Source organism: Streptomyces apricus (assembly GCF_008369065.1).
Taxonomy (GTDB): Bacteria; Actinomycetota; Actinomycetes; order Streptomycetales; family Streptomycetaceae; genus Streptomyces; species Streptomyces apricus.
In genome coordinates, this window is record NZ_VDFC01000026.1 from 12,917 (window position 1) to 31,644 (window position 18,728).

Consider the following 18,728-nt stretch of genomic DNA (forward strand, 5'->3'; position numbering starts at 1 on the left):
GTTCCAGGCACTCCTCCGCCAGCCGGGACTTACCCACTCCGGCCGGCCCGGCCACCACGAGCCCTTGATGCCTACGGTCCCCCAACACGGCGGCAAATGAAGCCAGTTCGAAGTCACGCCCCACCAAGGGCCAACGATCCCAACGATTCCGCACCACGGTTCCCCCCCACCATGACACGACAGACAGATCCCGGAGACAGCTGCGCCCTGACTCCCTCACACCGCGCAAGTAAGCGGCGCCCCCGGTTCGATTCCCGTCAGCGTAGACCGCTTGCCGAACGCCGGCTCACACCATTGCGACCTCGGCGATGTCACCGAGTTCGGCTGTGTGTCCCGGCGACAGGTTCTTGCCGTCCGGTCCGGCGGCTCCGTCGCCCGAACTGCAACAGAACCAGAGCCTGTCTTCCTGACTACATGGCGACTGAGCCATGTGCGAGGGTGGTCGCCATGCGGCAGCTTGGTCACCACCTCCGATCCTTCCGACTCATTCTCGGGCTGGCTCCGACGAGCTTTGCGGCATGCGTGGAGACAGGCAGCCCGGCTCTGGAGCACGCCATGGCGGATCGGGCGACACTCTGCGGCATCCCACGGCGCCAGGTGACGGTCCATCGGCATCTGTTTGTCGCGAAGAGATGGGGAAGGTGCGCGGACTGCAGGACGAAGGCAGTCGGCGCTTCGTCGAGGCCTTGAGCGAAGCCGCCCCGGCATCCCGCGCACGGTCAGCCCGGGCGCCTGGTCCGGTACGCCGTCGGAGTCAGTCAGGCAGTGCCACGGTGAGGTCCACCTCGACGAGCTGGCCCGAGAAGCCCAGTTGGGTGACGCCCAGGAGTGTGCTGGCGGTGGTGAATGCCGGGCCCAGGGCGGACTCGGTGAGCCGGCGCCATACGGCTCCGAGAACGTCTCTCTCCCCGCTCCGCACGTAGATCACCGACCGCACCACGTGTTCGGGCCCGGCCCCCACCGCTGCCAGGGCGGTGAGCGCGTTCGTGACGACCTGGTCGACCTGCGCGTCGAGGGAACCGGGACCGACGAGGTCACCATGGCGATCGAGCGGGCACTGCCCCGCCAGATGGGCGGTACGGCCTGCCTCCACCACGGTGATGTGGTGGTAGCCGGGCGTCGCATGCAGCTGCTCGGGGTTGATGCGGGTGATTCTCTCAGCCATGCCAGCGAGTCTGACCGGCGTGCTGCCGGCACGCACCGCGTTTTTCCCACCGGCAAGCAGTCCGCCGCCCTGCGGGTGCGGTGCTGGAGCTGTGGGCCGCTCCCGCCTCCCGCCTGCCGGCTGCCGCCCGGGAGCGGGGCACCACGTCCATGCCGCGCCGACGCTCACCGCGCACGGGCAGGCATGCGGCGAGCAGGCAACCGGCGAGCACGTCGACGACGTCCCGCCAAGCACGCGGCGCGTGCTGAGGGCGATGACCGGATTCCGGATCCCGGATCACGGCTGTCGCCGGAAAAGACGTCGTTCACCGACCTATGATGCGGACGCATGACGCATGCGAGCACCGGCAAAGTGGTCGTGAACCGGGCGATGTCCCTGGACGGGTTCATCGCCGGTCCCGGTCACGTGATGGACTGGATCTTCGAGCACATGACGTCGGCGACGTTCCCGGACGTCATGGCGGCCACGGGCGCCATGCTCATCGGCCGCGGCACGTACGAGGTCGGCAAGCGCATGTCCGAGGAGAGGACCGGCTACGACGGCGGGCCGCAGTTCGTCCTCACCCACCGCCCGCCCGACGAGCCGGACCCCGACGTCACCTTCCTCACCTGCGGCATCGAGGAGGCCGTGGTCACGGCACGTCGCGCCGCCGGCGACAAGGACCTGGAGATCCTCGGCGCCGACGTGGCCGCCCAGTGCCTGCAGCGCGGCCTCGTCGACGAGATCCTGGTGTACGTGCTGCCGGTGCTGCTCGGCGACGGCGTCCGCTTCGCACCGCCGGGCCTCGACCGGATCGACCTGGAGGCGCTCGACAGCGTCCAGTCGGGCGGGGTCACCATGCTGCGCTTCCGCGTACGCAAGTAAAGCAACGGTCGCAACCAGGCCCCGTCCGGCGGACGTTGCCAGGCTGGCGTCGTCCGGCACGTACGGCTGCCGCGTTGCCGTCGGTTGCCGTGAGGCCCTCCGCCGCCTCACCGCGGCTCCCCGATGGCGCACTGCGTCCGCGTGAGTGGAGACGTGTCCCCCGCGACGCGGCTGCACAGCACCCGGGACTCGGCGATGCCGTCGTCGCCCCGGCGCACCTCCTTGAGGACGAAACTGTGGCCGGTCCGGTCTCCGTACGGCGGAGCCGTGGTGAGGTCGATCGTGCCGGTGGCCATGTTCGGGATCCGGACGGTGCGCAGATTCACCCAGGTCAGGGCGCGGCTCTGGGGCTCGTCGTCCCGGCTGGCCGCATCATGGAGGGCCTGTGTCGCGTCGTGCGCCAGCGCGGTCTGACCGCTGGCCAGGGCGGGAGTACCGGGACCCCATTTCTGCGCCGTGACACCCGACAGGTGCCGGGCGGCGTCCGCGTAGAAGTCCGTCTGGACCGCCGCCTTCTCCAGTTCGGCCAGCGCCGCGTGGTACAGCGTGACCTCCGACGTGACCCGGTTGCGGTCGTGGAGGAAGTCGGCCTTGGAGAGGTCGTCGCCGGTGAGGATGGCGATGGGTTCTCCGGAACAGCCGGGCTCGCGGTTCAGCTGGTACATCAGGGAGTCGAGCTCCTCGACCCGGCCCGCGAAGTAGATCACGGACGGGACGGTGCCCTGGCAGATCTCACGGGCGGGCTGGCGCATCTCGGGCCTGACGCCGTCGAGCGTGTACAGGCTCGGCTCGGACGGCACGGTGAAACCGCGGGACCTGAGCATCTTCTGGCCGTAGTACGCCTGCTCCTTGGTGTACATGTCCGGGGTATTCCTCGTGTCCCGGGCCAGCACCAGTGCGTCCTGCTCCTTTCCTGGCGTGCGCAACTGGGCGGCGATCAGTCCGAGTTGCTCCGCCTGCCACTGGTCCGGGGCGGCCAGGCTGAACCAGTTGGCGTACTCCTGGGGCAGATAGGTGGCGGAGTTGGTGCCGGAGACGATCGGCAGGCCGGCCTCCCCGAGGATGCGGGCGGTCTCCGAGCTCGACCTCAGGTCACGGCCCAGGCCCACGACCCCCACCACGGTCGGGTCGTGCGCGGCGTAGGCGGCGACGGCGTGCGCCATCGAGACCTGCTGGCCCAGGTCGAGGCCCCCGTTGGCGATCAGCACGCGCAGCTGGACGTTGGGGCCCTTGTTGATGACGGCCTGGGCCAGGTAGACGCCCGCGAGTTCCTCGGCCCCCTTCACGAGCGAGGGGCCGTGCGGATCGTGGCTCAGCGGGCCCGCGTAGACCACGGTGACGTACGGGTCGGTGCGGTGCGCGAGGACGTCCGCGTTCTGCTCGGCGATGAGGTCCTCCAACTGCCCCACGGTCCACGGCGATCCGTTCCGGTCGGCGAGCGGTTTGGGGTCGTCGCCCGGGTCCGCCCCGGGCAGCCAGTCGGCGAAGCGGACGTCTCCGGTCGCGAGGCCGATGCACTCCGTGCCGCCCTCCGGCGGCACGTGGCGCAGGGTGTCCCGGTTGGCGGTCAGTACCTGCGCCGAGCAGTACCGCTCGTGGAGGGTGTGGGCCCGTACGACGGTGCCGGTGGTCAGGACGGCGAGGACCAGGAGCAGTGCGTGCAGGGACCACACCAGCCGGGCCAGGGGCGGCCGGGTGGCCGCCCGCAGGTGTCGGTGCCGGTCCTCGACGGGCCCGAGCTGGTCGTGCGGCAGCGGGACCGTCATCACCCAGGGCAGTCCGGCGCGTTCGCCGCTGGGGGTCTGCCGGACGCGCAGGGTGCGGGCCCACTCCCGGTACAGGGTGCGCAGCTGGTCGCTGAACCGGGGCTGCGGGGACGCGGGCTCCCGCGTCACGGGGGCCGTGCCGCGCTCGATGTGCGGCAGGTCGCGGGCGCTCACCGCGGCGACGACGACCAGCGGGTCGATCTCGCTGCGCCGGCTGCGTACGTCGCTGACCGCCCGGATCAGCTCGATGCCGCCGTTACGGGCGTCCGCGCGCGGCAGGAAGAGCATGGGCGGGCGGGGCCTCTTGAAGCCGCGCAGGTCCCAGCTCCAGCGGCGGTGGTTGTCGCGCAGGTCCTCGCGCAGGGCCAGCACGCACAGCTGGAGATGGAAGTCGCCGCCCGCCTTGAGCGCCTCGGCCACGTCGTACGCGCGGGCCGCGATCGCCCGCCACGACCGGACCGGACGCAGCAGCGACACCTCGGTCGACTCGTCCTGGTCCGGCGCCCGCAGGAAGGTGGTGGTCAGGAACCAGCGGCTCTCCCGGCGCAGCCACAGGAAGATCGGTGCCCGCCCCGGCAGGACGGAGCTGAAGACGGTCAGCAGGACGAGCAGGGCGAGGCCCGCGCCCACCGCCATGTACCAGTCGGTACGGGCGAGGAGCGCGGCCAGCCCGGCCACGATGCTCGCCGGCAGGATGTGCGCCATGTCGGACAGCTGCAGGCCCGGGCTCCAGCGCCGGCGGCCTTTCGGACGCCAGCGCTGCCGAGCCAACTGGTCGAGCAGCCGCTGCCGTTGGTCCTGTCCGGTGCCGTGGCCGCCGGGGGCGGGTACGGGCCAGGTGTCGCCGAGTTCGGCGACCGCGTCGTCGATGGCGTGCACCAGCCGCAGCCGCGGGAACGCGTACCGTCGGTACACCGCCTTCCGGCCGCCCCACTTCGCGGGGTCGCTCAGCGCGCGCACCAGGGCCGCGGCCCGGCGGACCTCCGTGTCGCCGTCGTAGACGTCCTGTGCCACCGCGCACCGGGTGCGATGGGCTTCCTGCCCCTCGTACAGCTGCCGGACCAACGCGGTCACCGGGACGTCGTCGGAGCTGTCCTGGGCGTGCAGGACGAAAGCCGGCATCGGCGGATCGGCACTCGTACGGAAGTCCTGGACGAGGATTTCGAGCTGGTCCTGCAGATGGAGCCCGGCGCCGGTCGAAGGCAGGCCTTGATGGCCTCCGGAACAGTCGGGCACACGACTGGAGTTGACCAGGAGTGACACCCCGTTCACTTTGAGTGGTCGTAGACGTTAGCGGTTGCTGAGGGGGGTGGGCGGGCTGATGCGGATTCCGGTACATCGGTGACCTGATGGCCCGGTGGCCTCGTCGGCTGCGCCGCCGACTCGGGGTGCGGGCCTGGCGTGCCGTGCGTAGGTGCGCGATGTGGCTGCCGCCGGCTTGGTGGGGTGCATCGGCATCACGGGGAGGTGGGGACGGGCGTCGGCGGTGGCGCTTCCAGGGGCCGACTGGATTCGCCCGGCCGAGTGACTGCTGTCTGTCCGCTGACGCTGTAGGAGTCGGGGCGCCAGGGGCTGGCTCCACGCTCGGCGTACGGGGCCCTCGTCGGAGTAACCTGCGCCGGCCGGTCCCGGCTCAGGACTCCAGCAGGGTCCGCAGCGTGCGCCGGAGCTGCTCGGCCGCGCCCGGCCCGACCGCCGCGAGGAACGCGCCTTCGGTCTCCTCGTACGCCGTCCGTGCGGCGTCGTAGGTGCGCACCCCCTGGTCGGTCAGCTCGACCACGTTCCTGCGCCGGTCCGCCGGATCCGGCCGGCGCGTGACGATGCCCTTGCGTTCGAGCACGTCGAGCAACGTCACCATCGTCGTGCGGTCGATGCCGAGCGTCTGCGCCACCTGGAGCTGTGACGTCGGTTCGCGGTGGGCCAGGACGCGCAACGCCCCGAAGTCCTTGCTGTCGATCCCCAGAGGCTCCAGCGCCGCGTCCGTCAGCGCCGTGAACTTCAGGGTGGCGTGCTTGAGGAGGTACCCCAGGACGTCGTGCGGATCGGCGCTGGTGCTCGCTTCGGTGGACATGCGGCCATCTTACGCTTAGGCTGATCGTCAGTATCACTGATAATCAGTAGTGCACCGAAAGGCATCGTCATGATCCTCGTCACCGGAGGGGCCGGCTTCATCGGCACCCACACCGTCCGCGCGCTCGCCGAAGCGGGTGAGGAGTGCGTCCTTCTCCAGCGCCGCAGTCCGCAGGTTCCGCCCTCTCTCGCAGACCTGCCCGTGCACGTCGTCCAGGGCGATGTCGCAGACCTCGACACCCTGCTCGCCGTCGGGCGGAAGTACCCGATCACCGGGATCGTGCACCTCGCCGTCGCCCTGCCGTGGCCGGTGGTGGGCGACGACCCGATCGGCGCGTCCGGGCAGGCACTCGACGCGTTCCTCAACATCGTCCGCGCCGCGCAGACCTGGGGTGTGCGGCGCGTCGTGACCGCGAGCACCATCGGCGTCTACGGCGGCACCGCGTCCGAGGGCGCGCTCACCGAGGACATGCCGCTGTCCCTGGAGTACTTCCACGTCATCCCGGCGTTCAAGAAGATCACCGAACTGCTCGCCGGCCATCTGTCGCACGTGACCGACGTGAGCATCGTCAACGCGCGCATCTCCGGTACCTGGGGGCCGGGCGGACACCTGCCCGACCCGTTCTTCGCCGCCCCGTCGCTCGCGCACGCCGCGGCGCGGCTGACCGAGCCCGACCTGACCGGGCTCCTGGCGCCGCCGCACGCCGAGGACGCGCTCGACCTGCTCTACGTCAAGGACACCGGCCGCGCGCTCGCTCTCCTGCAACTCGCCGACGAGCTGCACCACTCGACGTACAACGTCGCCTCCGGCCGGGCCACCAGCAACGCCGACGTCCTCACCGCCATCGAGTCCGTCGAGCCCGGCTTCCGCTGGGAGCTGCCCTCGGCCGGAGCGCGCCCGGTGAGCTGGCTCGACATCACGCGTCTGCGCGAGGACACGGGATTCGAGCCCCGGTACGACACGGCCGCCGCTGCCGCGGACTACATCGCCTGGCTCCGCGCGGGCAACGAGCGGTGACACCCGGGTGAGCCCGCACGGCACGGCCACCTCCACCGACGCACTCAGCCTCCAGCGCTTCGCCCGGCACCTTCGGCGACCTCGGCGACCAGAATGACTTGGGCAGTCCATGACCGAGGCTCCTGGGGCGGGTCCCAGCTCACCTCCACGTCGATGTCGTGGAAGTCCCGCGCAAGTTCCGTCACCATCACTGCCGCGGCAGCCCGCGCGTCTTGCGGGTCGGCGTCGATCGGCACCCCCAGCCGCCCACAGAACATTCCGCTTTCGGTGATGACGCTGGTACGCCAGCCCTCCGGCGTCGCCAGCAGAACGATCCCCTTCGGAACGCCCCAAGTGGGCCGACTCTTCTCCTTGCGTCTCACCATGCCGCTATCCAACATCGTCGAGTTCATGGTGACGAGTCCGGGTGAGGGATCAGCCACCGCGGCTCACTCCGGAGCCTGTCCGCACGGCAAGGTGAAATCCTTGTTTTGTTGATTGCGATCTCAAGTCACTGTGTTTTCACGGGAATCGTGGGCAACCGTAGGGTGTCCGGTCCGCGCCTGGATCGGGTCTGAGAGTGATTACTCGGAGGAGAGGCTGATGGCGACGCAGTATGACAACCGACCGACCGGGCAGCAGACCCACGGCGCACCGCAGGGCACGGGGTCCGGCAACGTACTGAGCATCATCGCGATGGTGCTGGGCGTCATCTCATTGATTTTCTTTCCGATCGTCTTCGGTGTGATCGGCGTCGTCCTGGCCATCATCGCCAAGACCGTCCGGCACGAGCGACTCGCCGTGCCCGCCCTCGTGGTCAGCGCCGTCGGCCTGATCGGCGGCATGCTCCTCGGTGCTCTGCTGGCTTGATGCCACACCAGTGTGTGCCGTAGCCGGTGACCAGGTCGGTCATTGGCCGAGTAAATAGGTGGGCACCTTGCTGATGCCAGGGTGTGAACGGGTGAACTTGAGCCGGTGCACAAGTGGTTCGTGCACCGGCTCAAGTGGCTGTGACTTTGTCAATTACGCATTCGGCCCGCCAAAATTTCGACGGCGTTTTCCTGCTGGGCAAAGAGTTCCCGGGACCATGGCCGCACTGTTGGTAGCGGCTGGTGCTATAGGCGATCTCCTGGGGTCTGTGAGTACTTGTCAAGGCCTGTGGATTGGTGACCATGTAGTGGGAGACGCCTTGGGGTGTATCGGGCGGGGCGCTCGTGCGACCGGTGGAGCGATGCCGAGTCCCTGTCGGTCCACTGTGCGGCCGTGGCGGAGTCGACCGGGAGTCCGGGAAACCTCTCAGTCGGCCCGGCCCAGGGTCACGGTGCGGGATCCGGATGTGAAGTGGCCGAAGGACTGTTGCCAGGACTCGTCGGGCCAGTAGTACGTCACGCGGCCCTCAATGGGCCGGTAGTGGGCGGTGTAGAGCGTTCTCGACCCCTGTTGGTCGGCGGGTCGATACAGCGGCGGCTTCAGCATCGCCGCCACATCGGCACCCGCGCCGCGAATGGCGCGCAGCCGCTCCTGCGTCCGCAGGGCCTGCTCCTGCTCGTCGGTCACCGGCAGGTGTTGGTGATTGGCGGCGCAGGCATCCGGCGCCACCGTCGGCGACATGTCCGGTCCCACGAACACCGTCATCGCCTTGACGGGATCGACAAGGGTGAGGTTCTGGGGGACGGCGACCGGCAGGGACCGCAGCCTGTCGACCGCCTCATCGACGGTGTCGCACGTCTCCAGCAGGTAGCGCACCAGGATGAGGATGGCGAAGCCGCGTCCGTAGGCGGAACGCCCGCCCCAGGTGAGCGAGATGGCGAGGCCGGCGTCGTTCATCCCGTCCAGCAAGCCCCATAGCATGTCCTGCATCCCGATCACGGGGCGCAGGAAGCAGGAGGAGACGATGGTTCCCTCGCATTGCTCGGGCCGTAAGTCGTAGTTGCGCAGCAGAGTGCCGTTCTGGCCGATCTGGGTGCAGGCCGGGGAGAACGGCCGCAGTGCCGCGTGGGTGAGGAAGGCTTCCGCCTGGGGCCGGTCGAGTTGGTCGGCCAGGCGGTCCAGCACCGAGACCAGTTCCGGCATGTGCGCACGGAACAGCGCGCGAAGACGATCCGCGCCCTGCGGAGTGCGGCCCTCCTCGGTCAGCAGGCCCTCCATCTCCTGCCACAGGGACCGGGCGTGGGCGGCCCACCGCCCGTCGCTGCCGTCGCCGACCTCGATCGCCTGGAAGGTCTTGTGCTGTTGCCGCACGGCTGCCGCTCTCCCTGTCTCCCTGCGGGAATCGGACGAGGTGAGGGCAACCTAGCCAATGGGGCAGGTAATCACCAGGTGGCCGCCACCGGCGACGGCCGGGCTGCCGGCCTCGCGGGTGACCTTGGTCCGCAGCTTGACCGTGGAGAACATGGACTCGATCGGGTTCGTGGTCCGCAAGTGGACCCAGTGCCCGGCCAGCAGGTCGTTGAAGCGAGCAGCTCGTCCTGTTCAGCCGCCAACTCGGTTATGTACTGCTCGACTTCCGCCTCCAGCGCACGGATCTTGGGCATTGCTCGGGGCCAGTCCTTACTGCAGGCATTGCCGCAGCGCTGGACCGTGTCCGGTGAAGCGTTCGAAAGGTGGCTAACCTGCCGCTGTGAACCTTTACTTCGATCCTGTGCCGCTACTCGGCGACGCGCGCGGAGCGTTCCTGGGACGGTGGGCGGATCGGAAGTGGCTCAACGTGCCCGGCCCCTTCTACGGAGCCGACACGGACAACTGCGGGACCGGCCGTATCCACGCCCCGGAACTCGTGCTCTACGAAGCCGACCACTTCACGGAGTACGTGTATCGACAGCCCCGCACGGCGCAGGAGCTTCAACAGATGGTCGATGCAGCCGAGGCCGAGGCCTTCTCCGGCTACGGCTGTGACGGTGACATTCACTGGACGCCGGAAGCGGTCCGGGACTGGTGGCGCGACCGCGGGCGTGTCGAAGAGTACCTGTCGAGCCGGCGAGCCGACTGGGAGACCGACGACGCGAAGGCAGGCCAAGGAGCGGCTGCGGCCGCCGAGCATTACGCCGCGTACCTCGGCGGCGAGCTGGCCGAACACCTGCGTGTCTATCTCTTCTGGCTCGAAGAGCGACGATCTCCCATCATCACCGACCGGCTGCCGAGGCTCTAACTGTGGTCAAGCGTCGTGAGACGTTTGTACGCGGTGTGGCCAAAGCCAGCTGGACGGCCGCCCGTTGGGCTTCGGGTGAATGGGGAAGGCCTAGGTGCGCGTGCGCAGCGCCTGTGAGAGCGCGCCGACGGTCACCTCCACCACGGCCAGGAGCTCTGCCTGGCTCGCTCCGGCTCTGCTCATGACGGCCAGGGACTGGTTCACGGCCGCCGCGTGGACAGCGAAGACCTCGGCTTCCTGGTCGGTCATTCCACCGGCCTCCAGTGCGGCGCGCAGGCGCTGGCGCTGCAGGCCGAGTGCCTCCCTGGCGTGCTGCGCGACGGCCGGGCTCAGCACCGGAATCGCCATGGCGGACTGGGCGATCAGGCATCCGTCGGGCAGTTCGGGATCGGCGATGCGTTCGAGGGTGACGCCGAAGAACGCGCGGACAGCCGCAAGGGGCTCGGAGGCCGCGCATGACAGGGCGGCCTCGTACCTGTCGCCGTAGCGCGCGGTGTAGCGGTCCAGGCAGCGCAGGAACAGCGTGTCCTTGTCGCCGAGCGAGGAGTAGATCGAGCTGCGGTTCAGGCCGGTGGCCCGGGACAAGTCGTCGACGGAAGTGTCGGCGTAGCCGGCGCGCCAGAACTGGATCATCGCGGCATCGAGCACCGTATCCATGTCGAACTGTTTCTTGCCTGCCACGTGGCACTTCCTCGCCGGTGTGTCGGATGCTGCTCGCCATTCTATCTTGAACTGGTTGGTTCAAGATGTGTTAGCCTTCGGCGTGATCACGATCAGGTGTCCTGCGCGCGCCGGAGCGGTCACCCTCGTCATCCGCATCGTCCTCGCGAGCCTGGTTCCCGCACGCCGATCCCTCGCGGGGGAGGGCCGCCGCACCCGCGCACACCGGCACCCATGGAGGGCTCCATGACCGTCTCCGAAGGCAACCCCGTCCCCGACCTGCCCCTGCACGACCTGGCCGGGTTCACCCACCGCTGGGTCGACGCGGGCGGCATCCGCCTTCATGCCGTCGAAGGCGGTCGGACGGTCCGGCTGTCGTCCTGCTCGCCGGGTTCCCGCAGACCTGGTGGGCCTGGCGAAACGTCATGCCCCGCCTCGCCGACCGGCACCGCGTCATCGCGATCGACCTGCCGGGCCAGGGTCACTCCGCGCGTCCGGAGCGCGGCTACGACACCCACACGGTCGCCGCCCATGTCCACGCCGCCGTAAAGGCACTCGGGGTGCCGGCCTATTGGCTGGCCGCCCACGACGTCGGCGCCTGGGTCGCCTTCTCCCTCGCCCTCACTCATGAGAGCGAGCTGCGCGGCGTCGCCCTGCTCGACGCCGGAATCCCGGGCATCACCCTCCCGGAAACCATCCCCACCGATCCGGCCCGGGCGTGGAAGACCTGGCATTTCGCGTTCCACCTCGTGCCCGACCTGCCCGAGGCCTTGCTCGCCGGCCGCGAACGGGAGTACGTCGGCTGGTTCCTGAAGGCCAAGGCCCTCGCCCCCGACGCATTCGACGACGCCGACCTCGACCACTACGCGGCCGCCGTCGCCGCCGACGGTGGCCTCCGTGCCTCGCTCGCCTACTACCGGGACGCCGCCGAGTCGGCCCGCAGGAACCACCAGGCGCTCGACCGGCAGCACCTGTCCGTGCCAGTCCTGGGGATGTCCAGCAGCCACGGCTCGATCCCGGACATGGCGGCCTCCCTCAAGCCATGGGCGGACGACATCACCGGAGTCGTCGTGCCCGACGCCGGGCACTTCATCCCCGATGAGCAGCCCGAAGCCGTGGCTGCCGCGCTGGCCGAGTTCATCGGGCGGTCGTGAGGCGCATCCGGCCGATGGCCTACGGGTGTTGGTCCGAAGGCATTATCGTCTCGTTGGCCGAGCGCCTCGAAAAGACTGGGGAGACAGTATGAGTGCGACCGTGACCGACGAACAGATCCGGGCCCTGGCGGCGACGGCGAAGCCCTACAGTCTGGCGCTCCTCCACTGGGGTCCGCAGCGGACCATGGACGGCGCGGACGCGATCGAGCTCGAACACCAGCGGCGCATGGTGTCGTTGCGCGAGGCCGGCGTGATCGCGGTCCTGTGTCCGGTCGGCTCCGACACCTTGGCCGGCGTCGCCATCATGACCGTACCGGCGGAGGAAGCCACGGCGATCATGGCCGGCGACCCCTGCGTGCGGGCCGGGATGATGCGTTACGAGGTTCACCCGTGCCATGGCTTCCCCGGGGACGCCCTGCCCGCATGAATGATCCCGGCGGAGTAGGCGGCGCAAGCGAGCGCGGCCAGGGAACCTGGCCGTCGTAGGGAGCCGCCCTGCGGACGTGCCCGACCGACGACCGACCGACCAAGGACCGCCCAACCGGCAACCGCCCGACTGACGACCGCTCGGCTGACGGCCGGACACATCTCAGTCCTTCGACCAGCCGCCCAGCCCTCCAACCGGGCCGTCGGCCCGTCGGCCCGTCAGCCAGCCAGTCAGTCGGTCAGTCGAGCGGTCACATCCGCGGCGAAGCGTTTGAGGAGCCGGCCGAGGTCGGCGCGGTCCTCGGCCGACCAGTGGGCGATGGCATCGCTGAAGAAGTCCACCAGCGTGGACGTATAGCGATCGGTGGCCGTCGCGCCCTCCTCGGTGGGCTCGATGAGGCTGGCGCGGCGGTCCAGCGGATCGGCGATGCGGCGCACCAGGCCGCGCCGTTCCAGCTCCTGCACCTGCCGGGTGATGTGCGGCCCCGCGACCTGCATGCGTTCGGCGATCTCTCCGATGCGCAGCGGCCGGTCCGCCATGCTGGTGATGAGCAGCGCCCCCATGGCGGGCCGGTCCAGGGCTAGTCCGGTGGCGGCCGTGGCCCGCTCGACCAGGTGCCCCCGGCTGAAGGCGTTGCTCAACTGCGCGAGCTGCGGCAGCACGTCACGGACGTCCACGCCCGCGGGCGTCTCGTCGGCCATCTGTCACTCCACCCACTTGAATACCTAAGTTAGGTATGTATATTCTCTGGGTGACCGGCCCGCCTCGGCCGATCACGCTCCGTAAAAGGATAACTAATGTACGCATCTTTTCGGTGCGGACACCATACGAAGGATTGCAGCATGACCGACGTTCCCTCCCGCCCCCGTACGGTCCTCGTCTCCGGGGCCAGCATCGCCGGCCCCGCCCTGGCCTACTGGCTGCACCACCACGGCTTCGCCGTCACCGTCGTGGAGAAGGCATCCAAAGTCCGCGGTGGCGGCTACGCCATCGACATCCGCGGCACGGCCCGCGGCGTCGTCGAGCGCATGGGCCTCCTGCCCGAACTGCGCCGGGCGCACGTGAACACCCGCCGCCTCACCTTCCTCGACCTCGACGGCGAGCCGATCGCCACGTGGCCCGCCGACGCCGTCGTCGGCTCGGAGACCGGACACGACCTGGAGGTGCGCCGCGGCGATCTGACGGCGCTGCTGTACCGGGTCACCCGCGACACGGTGGAGTACCTCTTCGACGACTCCATCGCCACCCTCGACGACCGCGGCGACCACGTCGACGTCACCTTCCGCGGCGGCGCCCGGCGCCGCTTCGACCTCGTGATAGGCGCCGACGGCCTGCACTCCCACACCAGGAGCCTCGTCATGGGTCCCGAGGAGCCCTACCACCGCTACCTCGGCCGCGCCTTCGCCGGCTTCACCCTGCCCGACGACTTCGGGCTGGAGCGGGAGGGAGTCATCTGGAACGCCCCCGACCGCAACGCCATCCTGTACGCCTACGAGCCGGGCGAGCGCGTCCACGGCTTCCTGACCTTCGGTCTGGCCGAGCCGCCCTTGCGCGCCTTCCGCGACCCCGAGGCGCAGCGCGACCTCGTCGCGAGCCACTTCCCCGACCGGCAGTGGGAGGTTCCGCGGCTGGTGGCCGCCATGCGCGAGGCGGACGACCTGTTCTTCGACGTCGTCAGCCAGATCCACCTGCCCACCTGGTCCAAGGGCCGGGTCGCCCTCGCGGGCGACGCCGCGCACGCCCCTTCCTTCCTCTCCGGCCAGGGCTCCAGCCTGGCGCTGGTCGGCGCCTACGTCCTGGCCGGCGAACTGGCCGCCCACGCCGACCACACCGCGGCCTTCGCCGCCTACGAGAAGACGCTGCGCGAGTACGTCACCCTGAACCAGGACCTCGCCACCCAGGGCGGCATCGTCGTCACCCCGCGCACCCAGCAGGAACTGGACATCCGCAACGATGCCCTGCGCGGTCGCACCACCCTGCCCGCGCAGGAACAGCGCCCCCTCGCCTACAACGCCCTGCGCCTGCCGGACTACGTCGGCTGAAGGGGGCGGCGGTGTCGGACCGGCTCCCGCCGGTGCCGTCTCACCTGCGGTCGTCTCGCCTGCGGTCGTCTCACCTGCGGTCGCCTCACCCGCGGTCGTCTTACCCGCGGTCGGCGGGCGCGGGAGGGCTTACGGCGTCCATGTCGCGAGCGAGCCAGCCCGGCGAGTCGAGCCGGATGGCGTTGTCCCCGACGAGCGACCGAAGCGTCTCCTCAAGCGCTGCGAGTGACTCCGCGCCCACCTGTGCTTCCCACCGCTCGCGCAGCTCGTCGAAGATCTCCTGACCCAGCTGCATCATCGCCAGGCCGTGGTCGGTGACGCGAAGTCGCACCCTGCGCCCGTCGGCGGGGTCCGGTTCGCGCGCCACGTAATTGCGTTCCTCCAGTGTGGCGATCGTCTTGGCGGCCGCCTGCTTCGTGACCGACATCCTGCGACCGAGTTCGGAGGCGCTGTCGGCCCCGGAGTGAATCGCGTGAAGGGCGAAGTCGTGTACCGGCCGGACGTCCTCGTGCCCACGCCTGGCGAGCTCGGCGGCGCCCTGATCTGCCAGGGTGCGGAAGCCGGCGAGCAGCAGCAGGGTCAGATCGGAGCCTGGTCTGGACATGCGGTCAGCATAACGACGCTCCCTGGCCGGGCAGGTGGCTCTCCTTGACGTGGACAACCTGGTTGTCTACCTTGATGGACAACCAGGTTGTCTACCTAAGGATTCCCCATGTCCCCGATCACCCCCGCCGGCGCGACCCTTCCCGGCGTCACGCACCACCTCGCGGACGTCAACGGAACGCGACTGCACTACGTCCGCGCCGGTACCACCGGCTCCCCGATCCTGCTCGTGCACGGCTGGCCGGAGACGTGGTGGGCCTTCCGCAAGCTGATCCCACTGCTCGCGGAGACCCACCAGGTCTTCGCCCTGGACCTCCGCGGGTTCGGTGATTCGAGCAACGACGACACCGAGTACGGCGAGGAGGTCACCGCCGAGGACCTGCACCAGCTGGTCCGGCACATCGGCTCGGGCCCCGTCCACCTCTTGTGCCAGGACATCAGCGGCGGCGCGAGCTTCCGCTTCGCGGCCCTGCACCCCGAGGACGTCATCAGTTTCACCGGCGTCGAGACGACCGTGGCCGGTTTCGGCTTCGAGGCCTTCACGGACGTGAGCAACGGCGGTTCCTGGCACGTCGGATTCCTCGCCGCTCCGGGGATTCCCGACATGCTCCTGCGGGGCCATGAGCGCGAGTTCCTGACCGGCTGGGCCTTCCCGATGATGAACGGGACGGAGGGTGCCATAACTGAAAGGGACGTGGACGAGTTCGTTCGAACCTATGGGCGCCCCAACGGCTGGCGCGGTACGCAGGCCATCTATCACTCGCTCGTCTCCGGCCAGGAGGCAACAAGGGCTCTGGCCGCGTCGCACCCCCTCACGGTCCCGGTCCTCACCGTCGATACGGGGCATCCCGCCACCGAGAACACCTTCCGCCGGCTCTCCGCCGGCGAGGTCACCGCGGTGCGTCTCCCGGGAGTCGGCCATCTCGTCGCGCAGGAATCCCCCGACGCTCTCGCGGCCGCGGTCCTTGAATTCACCAGAAAGATCGACGAGAGCTGAGTGGGCCCCTTCCGACCCCGGCTCCGAGTGTGTCGGCCGTTGTGGTGAGGGGAGTGGGCCGTTTCGGGAGTGACGGCGATCCGGCGCGTTCCGGTTGTCCTGCTGGGGGAACTTGCCCACCGGATGCGTCGGCGGCCGGGTCGTGCCCGGAGACGACGACGTGCCCGGAGTCGACGTATCCAGAGTCGACGTACCCGCCCCAGCAGCACGTCCGGCCCCTCCCGGGGCGCTTGCGAACGTACGGAGGAGTCATGAACGACACACCAGGTCCCACGCGCGCACCCGTGGCGTTGATCACCGGAGGGGACTCGGGGATCGGCCGGGCCACCGCCGTACGGCTGGCCGCGGCCGGCATGGACGTCGGGATCACCTGGCACAGCGACGAGCGGGGCGCCGAGGAGACCGCCGCCGAAGTACGCTCCCACGGCCGCCGGGCCGCCCACGCGCACCAGGACCTGACGGACCCGTCGCGTGCCGCCGACGTCATCGACGCCCTGGCGGAGGAGCTGGGGGCGGTCGACGTCCTGGTCAACAACGCGGGGACCGGTACGTCCACCCCCTTCCTCGACATCGACCACGAGACGGTGCAACAGGTTCTGGACGTGGACCTGGTCGGACCGTTCCTGTGCTCGCAGCGGGCCGCGCGCCGCATGATCGAGCAGGGCGGAGGGGGCCGGATCGTGAACGTCACCTCCGTGCACGAGCACCAGCCGCGCGTGGGAGCCGCACCGTACTGCGCGGCCAAGGCCGGCCTGGGGCTGCTGACACAGGTGATGGCGCTGGAACTGGCCGAGCACGGGATCACGGTCAACGCGGTGGCGCCCGGTGAGATCGCCACGCCCATGACCGGTCAGGAGGACACGGACGTGACGCAGGAACGCCGCCCCGGTATCCCGCTGGGCCGGCCGGGCGACGCCAGGGAGGTCGCCGCCGTGATCGCCTTCCTCGCCGGACCGGACGCGTCCTACACGACAGCGGCCTCGTGGGCGGTCGACGGCGGCATGCTGCGCATGGGGCCGCAGGCCGGGTCCCACCTGCACAGCGACGACTGGCGCAAGCCGTGAGGAGCACTCCGTGAGGGGCAGCCAGTGAGGAGCACCGCGGGGCTGCGGGCGCCGCGGTAACACGGTGAGACGGTGACGCGCTCTCCTGCATGCCGGTGAACGACATGCGGCATCCGCTGCCTGCCTGCCTGCCTGCCTGCCTGCCTGCCTGCCTGCCTGCCCGGCCGACCGCTCCGAACGAGACGCCCTAGTCCTTGCCGAAGTGCTGTTCCCGGTGGACGCGCCAGCGGTCCATCATCCGGGCGATCTCCGTTTCGATGAACTCGAAGAACGCGAGCGTCTCGGCGAGGCGGCGGCCCGCCGGGGTGTCGCCGCCGAGGCTGTCGACGCCCTCGCGCAGGGCGTACTCCCAGCGTTTGACGACTGCCTCGCGGTTGGTGATCGCCTCGTACCACTGATTGCTGTGCACGCGGTAGCGCTCGCGCCGGGAGCCCGGTTCGCGCTCGCGGGAGACCATGTGCTGCTGCGCGAGGTACCGCACCGCTCCGGAGACGGCGGCCGGGCTGATCCGCAACTGTTCGCCCAGTTCGACCGAGGTCATCGCGCCGGAGTCGGAAGAGAGCAGCGCCGCGAACACCCGGGCGGGCATGCGCTGCATCCCGGCCTCGACGAGCTGCGCGGCGAAGCTTTCGACGAACTTCGAGACCGCCTCGGCGTCACGCGCCGTGGCCGCATCCCGGTCCGCCCCGGTCGGCTCCGTCATCCCTGGGCCCTCTCCTCTGCTCACCCGTGCTCACCCGCCCCGTCGAACGGATCGAGTCTATCTTTCCTTCATCGATTTCCTTAACTTCACAAATTTGTGAAAGAAGCGTACGTTCTGAATCATGACGAAGGCAATCAGCGTCGCCGCGCTGCACAAGTCGTTCGGTCGTACGCATGCGCTGGACGGGCTCGACCTCACCGTCGAGACCGGCGAGGTCCACGGCTTCCTCGGCCCGAACGGTGCGGGCAAGTCCACCACCATCCGCGTCCTGCTGGGCCTGCTGCGTGCCGACTCGGGCAGCGCCCGGATGCTCGGCCGGGACCCGTGGGCCGACGCGGTGGACCTGCACCGCCGGGTCGCCTACGTCCCCGGCGACGTGACGCTGTGGCGCAACCTCTCGGGCGGCGAGGTCATCGACCTGTACGGCCGCCTGCGCGGGGGCCTGGACCGGGCGCGCCGCACCGACCTGATCGAGCGGTTCGAGCTGGACCCGACGAAGAAGGGGCGCGCGTACTCCAAGGGCAACCGGCAGAAGGTCGCCCTCGTCGCCGCGTTCGCCTCCGACGTGGACCTGCTGATCCTGGACGAGCCCACCTCGGGTCTGGACCCCCTGATGGAAGAGGTCTTCCAGCGGTGCGTCGAGGAGGAGCGCGACCGCGGGCGCACGATCCTGCTGTCGTCGCACATCCTCAGCGAGGTCGAGGAGCTGTGCGACCGCGTCAGCATCATCCGCCGGGGCGTCACCGTCGAGACCGGCTCGCTCGCCGACCTGCGCCACCTCACCCGTACCAGCGTCAGCGCCGAACTGGCCGGGCCGCCGCACGGATTGGCCTCCCTGCCGGGCGTCCACGGCCTGGACGTCCAGGGGAACCGGGTCCGCCTCCAGGTGGAGAGCGACCAGCTGGACGCCGTACTGCGGTCGCTGACCGAGTCGGGCGTACGGTCCTTGACCTCGACGCCGCCGACGCTGGAGGAGCTGTTCCTGCGGCACTACCAGGAGGACGTTCGGGACGACGTCCGGGACGGTCGTGACGTACAAAACGGGCGGACGGGGGCGGTGTCCCGATG

19 protein-coding genes and 1 pseudogene are annotated in these 18,728 nt (G+C 69.8%); 10 read left to right on the top strand and 10 right to left on the bottom strand.

All coding sequences use genetic code 11. The features are described from left to right. Nucleotides 1-754: 754 nt before the first annotated feature. Entirely contained in the window at nucleotides 755-1,165 is a 411-nt protein-coding gene (locus FGF04_RS09370) for a RidA family protein (protein ID WP_149510804.1), read from the bottom strand. A 327-nt stretch (nucleotides 1,166-1,492) separates the two neighbouring features. Between FGF04_RS09370 and FGF04_RS09380 the strand changes: the two genes are divergently transcribed. After that, the gene (locus tag FGF04_RS09380) at nucleotides 1,493-2,029 is read left to right on the top strand and encodes a dihydrofolate reductase family protein (protein ID WP_149510806.1); all 537 of its coding nucleotides are present in this window, start codon (nucleotides 1,493-1,495) and stop codon (nucleotides 2,027-2,029) included. Between the two features lie 107 nt (nucleotides 2,030-2,136). Here the strand turns inward: FGF04_RS09380 and FGF04_RS09385 are convergent, their stop codons facing one another. Next, the gene (locus tag FGF04_RS09385) at nucleotides 2,137-4,917 is read right to left on the bottom strand and encodes an ABC transporter substrate-binding protein (protein ID WP_235882257.1); all 2,781 of its coding nucleotides are present in this window, start codon (nucleotides 4,915-4,917) and stop codon (nucleotides 2,137-2,139) included. 511 nt (nucleotides 4,918-5,428) lie between these two features. Beyond that, nucleotides 5,429-5,866: a MarR family winged helix-turn-helix transcriptional regulator gene (locus tag FGF04_RS09390; RefSeq protein WP_149510807.1), complete on the bottom strand. Its 438-nt coding sequence runs from the start codon at nucleotides 5,864-5,866 to the stop codon at nucleotides 5,429-5,431. A gap of 69 nt (nucleotides 5,867-5,935) precedes the next feature. On the opposite strand from FGF04_RS09390, the gene FGF04_RS09395 reads away from it, so the two are divergent. After that, on the top strand, nucleotides 5,936-6,883 hold the full coding sequence (locus FGF04_RS09395) for an NAD-dependent epimerase/dehydratase family protein (protein WP_149510808.1): 948 nt from the start codon (nucleotides 5,936-5,938) through the stop codon (nucleotides 6,881-6,883). A gap of 44 nt (nucleotides 6,884-6,927) precedes the next feature. On the opposite strand, the gene FGF04_RS09400 is transcribed toward FGF04_RS09395, so the two are convergent. Further along, on the bottom strand, nucleotides 6,928-7,275 hold the full coding sequence (locus tag FGF04_RS09400; RefSeq protein ID WP_149510809.1) for a hypothetical protein: 348 nt from the start codon (nucleotides 7,273-7,275) through the stop codon (nucleotides 6,928-6,930). Nucleotides 7,276-7,465: 190 nt separating this feature from the next. Between FGF04_RS09400 and FGF04_RS09405 the strand changes: the two genes are divergently transcribed. Next, complete coding sequence (locus tag FGF04_RS09405; RefSeq protein WP_149510810.1) at nucleotides 7,466-7,732, top strand: hypothetical protein; 267 nt, start codon at nucleotides 7,466-7,468, stop codon at nucleotides 7,730-7,732. A 426-nt stretch (nucleotides 7,733-8,158) separates the two neighbouring features. On the opposite strand, the gene FGF04_RS09410 is transcribed toward FGF04_RS09405, so the two are convergent. Both FGF04_RS09410 and FGF04_RS41640 read right to left on the bottom strand, forming a co-directional pair. After that, on the bottom strand, nucleotides 8,159-9,103 hold the full coding sequence (locus FGF04_RS09410; protein WP_149510811.1) for a C45 family autoproteolytic acyltransferase/hydolase: 945 nt from the start codon (nucleotides 9,101-9,103) through the stop codon (nucleotides 8,159-8,161). A gap of 51 nt (nucleotides 9,104-9,154) precedes the next feature. After that, nucleotides 9,155-9,283 carry a hypothetical protein gene (locus tag FGF04_RS41640; protein WP_268893767.1) on the bottom strand — a complete coding sequence of 43 codons (129 nt, stop codon included), beginning with the start codon at nucleotides 9,281-9,283 and terminating at the stop codon, nucleotides 9,155-9,157. 199 nt (nucleotides 9,284-9,482) lie between these two features. Between FGF04_RS41640 and FGF04_RS09415 the strand changes: the two genes are divergently transcribed. Beyond that, a complete protein-coding gene (locus FGF04_RS09415; RefSeq protein ID WP_149510812.1) occupies nucleotides 9,483-10,010 on the top strand; it encodes a ferredoxin in 528 nt (175 codons plus the stop codon). 90 nt (nucleotides 10,011-10,100) lie between these two features. On the opposite strand, the gene FGF04_RS09420 is transcribed toward FGF04_RS09415, so the two are convergent. Continuing rightward, on the bottom strand, nucleotides 10,101-10,691 hold the full coding sequence (locus FGF04_RS09420; protein ID WP_149510813.1) for a TetR/AcrR family transcriptional regulator: 591 nt from the start codon (nucleotides 10,689-10,691) through the stop codon (nucleotides 10,101-10,103). Between the two features lie 213 nt (nucleotides 10,692-10,904). On the opposite strand from FGF04_RS09420, the pseudogene FGF04_RS09425 reads away from it, so the two are divergent. Further along, nucleotides 10,905-11,824: pseudogene (locus FGF04_RS09425) on the top strand (alpha/beta fold hydrolase). A gap of 100 nt (nucleotides 11,825-11,924) precedes the next feature. Beyond that, complete coding sequence (locus FGF04_RS09430) at nucleotides 11,925-12,251, top strand: hypothetical protein (protein WP_235882258.1); 327 nt, start codon at nucleotides 11,925-11,927, stop codon at nucleotides 12,249-12,251. Between the two features lie 230 nt (nucleotides 12,252-12,481). Here the strand turns inward: FGF04_RS09430 and FGF04_RS09435 are convergent, their stop codons facing one another. After that, entirely contained in the window at nucleotides 12,482-12,952 is a 471-nt protein-coding gene (locus tag FGF04_RS09435; protein WP_149510815.1) for a MarR family winged helix-turn-helix transcriptional regulator, read from the bottom strand. Between the two features lie 141 nt (nucleotides 12,953-13,093). Here FGF04_RS09435 and FGF04_RS09440 point away from each other — a divergent pair, with 141 nt between their 5' ends. Further along, nucleotides 13,094-14,293, top strand: a complete 1,200-nt coding sequence (locus FGF04_RS09440; RefSeq protein ID WP_149510816.1) for an FAD-dependent monooxygenase — start codon at nucleotides 13,094-13,096, stop codon at nucleotides 14,291-14,293. A gap of 100 nt (nucleotides 14,294-14,393) precedes the next feature. Here FGF04_RS09440 and FGF04_RS09445 read toward each other — a convergent pair whose 3' ends face one another. Further along, nucleotides 14,394-14,897 (bottom strand): MarR family winged helix-turn-helix transcriptional regulator, encoded by a 504-nt coding sequence (locus FGF04_RS09445; protein WP_149510817.1) that lies wholly within the window; start codon nucleotides 14,895-14,897, stop codon nucleotides 14,394-14,396. Between the two features lie 108 nt (nucleotides 14,898-15,005). Between FGF04_RS09445 and FGF04_RS09450 the strand changes: the two genes are divergently transcribed. Both FGF04_RS09450 and FGF04_RS09455 read left to right on the top strand, forming a co-directional pair. Beyond that, nucleotides 15,006-15,893: an alpha/beta fold hydrolase gene (locus FGF04_RS09450; RefSeq protein ID WP_149510818.1), complete on the top strand. Its 888-nt coding sequence runs from the start codon at nucleotides 15,006-15,008 to the stop codon at nucleotides 15,891-15,893. A 251-nt stretch (nucleotides 15,894-16,144) separates the two neighbouring features. After that, nucleotides 16,145-16,957: an SDR family oxidoreductase gene (locus FGF04_RS09455; protein ID WP_149510819.1), complete on the top strand. Its 813-nt coding sequence runs from the start codon at nucleotides 16,145-16,147 to the stop codon at nucleotides 16,955-16,957. Nucleotides 16,958-17,144: 187 nt separating this feature from the next. Here the strand turns inward: FGF04_RS09455 and FGF04_RS09460 are convergent, their stop codons facing one another. Next, nucleotides 17,145-17,660: a GbsR/MarR family transcriptional regulator gene (locus FGF04_RS09460; RefSeq protein ID WP_149510820.1), complete on the bottom strand. Its 516-nt coding sequence runs from the start codon at nucleotides 17,658-17,660 to the stop codon at nucleotides 17,145-17,147. Between the two features lie 121 nt (nucleotides 17,661-17,781). Here FGF04_RS09460 and FGF04_RS09465 point away from each other — a divergent pair. Next, nucleotides 17,782-18,728 (top strand): ABC transporter ATP-binding protein (locus FGF04_RS09465; RefSeq protein WP_235882259.1); only part of this gene is annotated, 947 nt, incomplete at its 3' end.

Bases quoted from the DNA above. Each gene is read 5' to 3' on its own strand.
- FGF04_RS09405 (WP_149510810.1), top strand. From the start codon at position 7,466: ATGGCGACGCAGTATGACAACCGACCGACCGGGCAGCAGACCCACGGC.
- FGF04_RS09445 (WP_149510817.1), bottom strand. From the start codon at position 14,897: ATGTCCAGACCAGGCTCCGATCTGACCCTGCTGCTGCTCGCCGGCTTC.
- FGF04_RS09440 (WP_149510816.1), top strand. From the start codon at position 13,094: ATGACCGACGTTCCCTCCCGCCCCCGTACGGTCCTCGTCTCCGGGGCC.
- FGF04_RS09390 (WP_149510807.1), bottom strand. From the start codon at position 5,866: ATGTCCACCGAAGCGAGCACCAGCGCCGATCCGCACGACGTCCTGGGG.
- FGF04_RS09385 (WP_235882257.1), bottom strand. From the start codon at position 4,917: ATGCCGGCTTTCGTCCTGCACGCCCAGGACAGCTCCGACGACGTCCCG.
- FGF04_RS09460 (WP_149510820.1), bottom strand. From the start codon at position 17,660: ATGACGGAGCCGACCGGGGCGGACCGGGATGCGGCCACGGCGCGTGAC.
- FGF04_RS09435 (WP_149510815.1), bottom strand. From the start codon at position 12,952: ATGGCCGACGAGACGCCCGCGGGCGTGGACGTCCGTGACGTGCTGCCG.
- FGF04_RS09455 (WP_149510819.1), top strand. From the start codon at position 16,145: ATGAACGACACACCAGGTCCCACGCGCGCACCCGTGGCGTTGATCACC.
- FGF04_RS09400 (WP_149510809.1), bottom strand. From the start codon at position 7,275: ATGAACTCGACGATGTTGGATAGCGGCATGGTGAGACGCAAGGAGAAG.
- FGF04_RS09450 (WP_149510818.1), top strand. From the start codon at position 15,006: ATGTCCCCGATCACCCCCGCCGGCGCGACCCTTCCCGGCGTCACGCAC.
- FGF04_RS09395 (WP_149510808.1), top strand. From the start codon at position 5,936: ATGATCCTCGTCACCGGAGGGGCCGGCTTCATCGGCACCCACACCGTC.
- FGF04_RS09370 (WP_149510804.1), bottom strand. From the start codon at position 1,165: ATGGCTGAGAGAATCACCCGCATCAACCCCGAGCAGCTGCATGCGACG.
- FGF04_RS09380 (WP_149510806.1), top strand. From the start codon at position 1,493: ATGACGCATGCGAGCACCGGCAAAGTGGTCGTGAACCGGGCGATGTCC.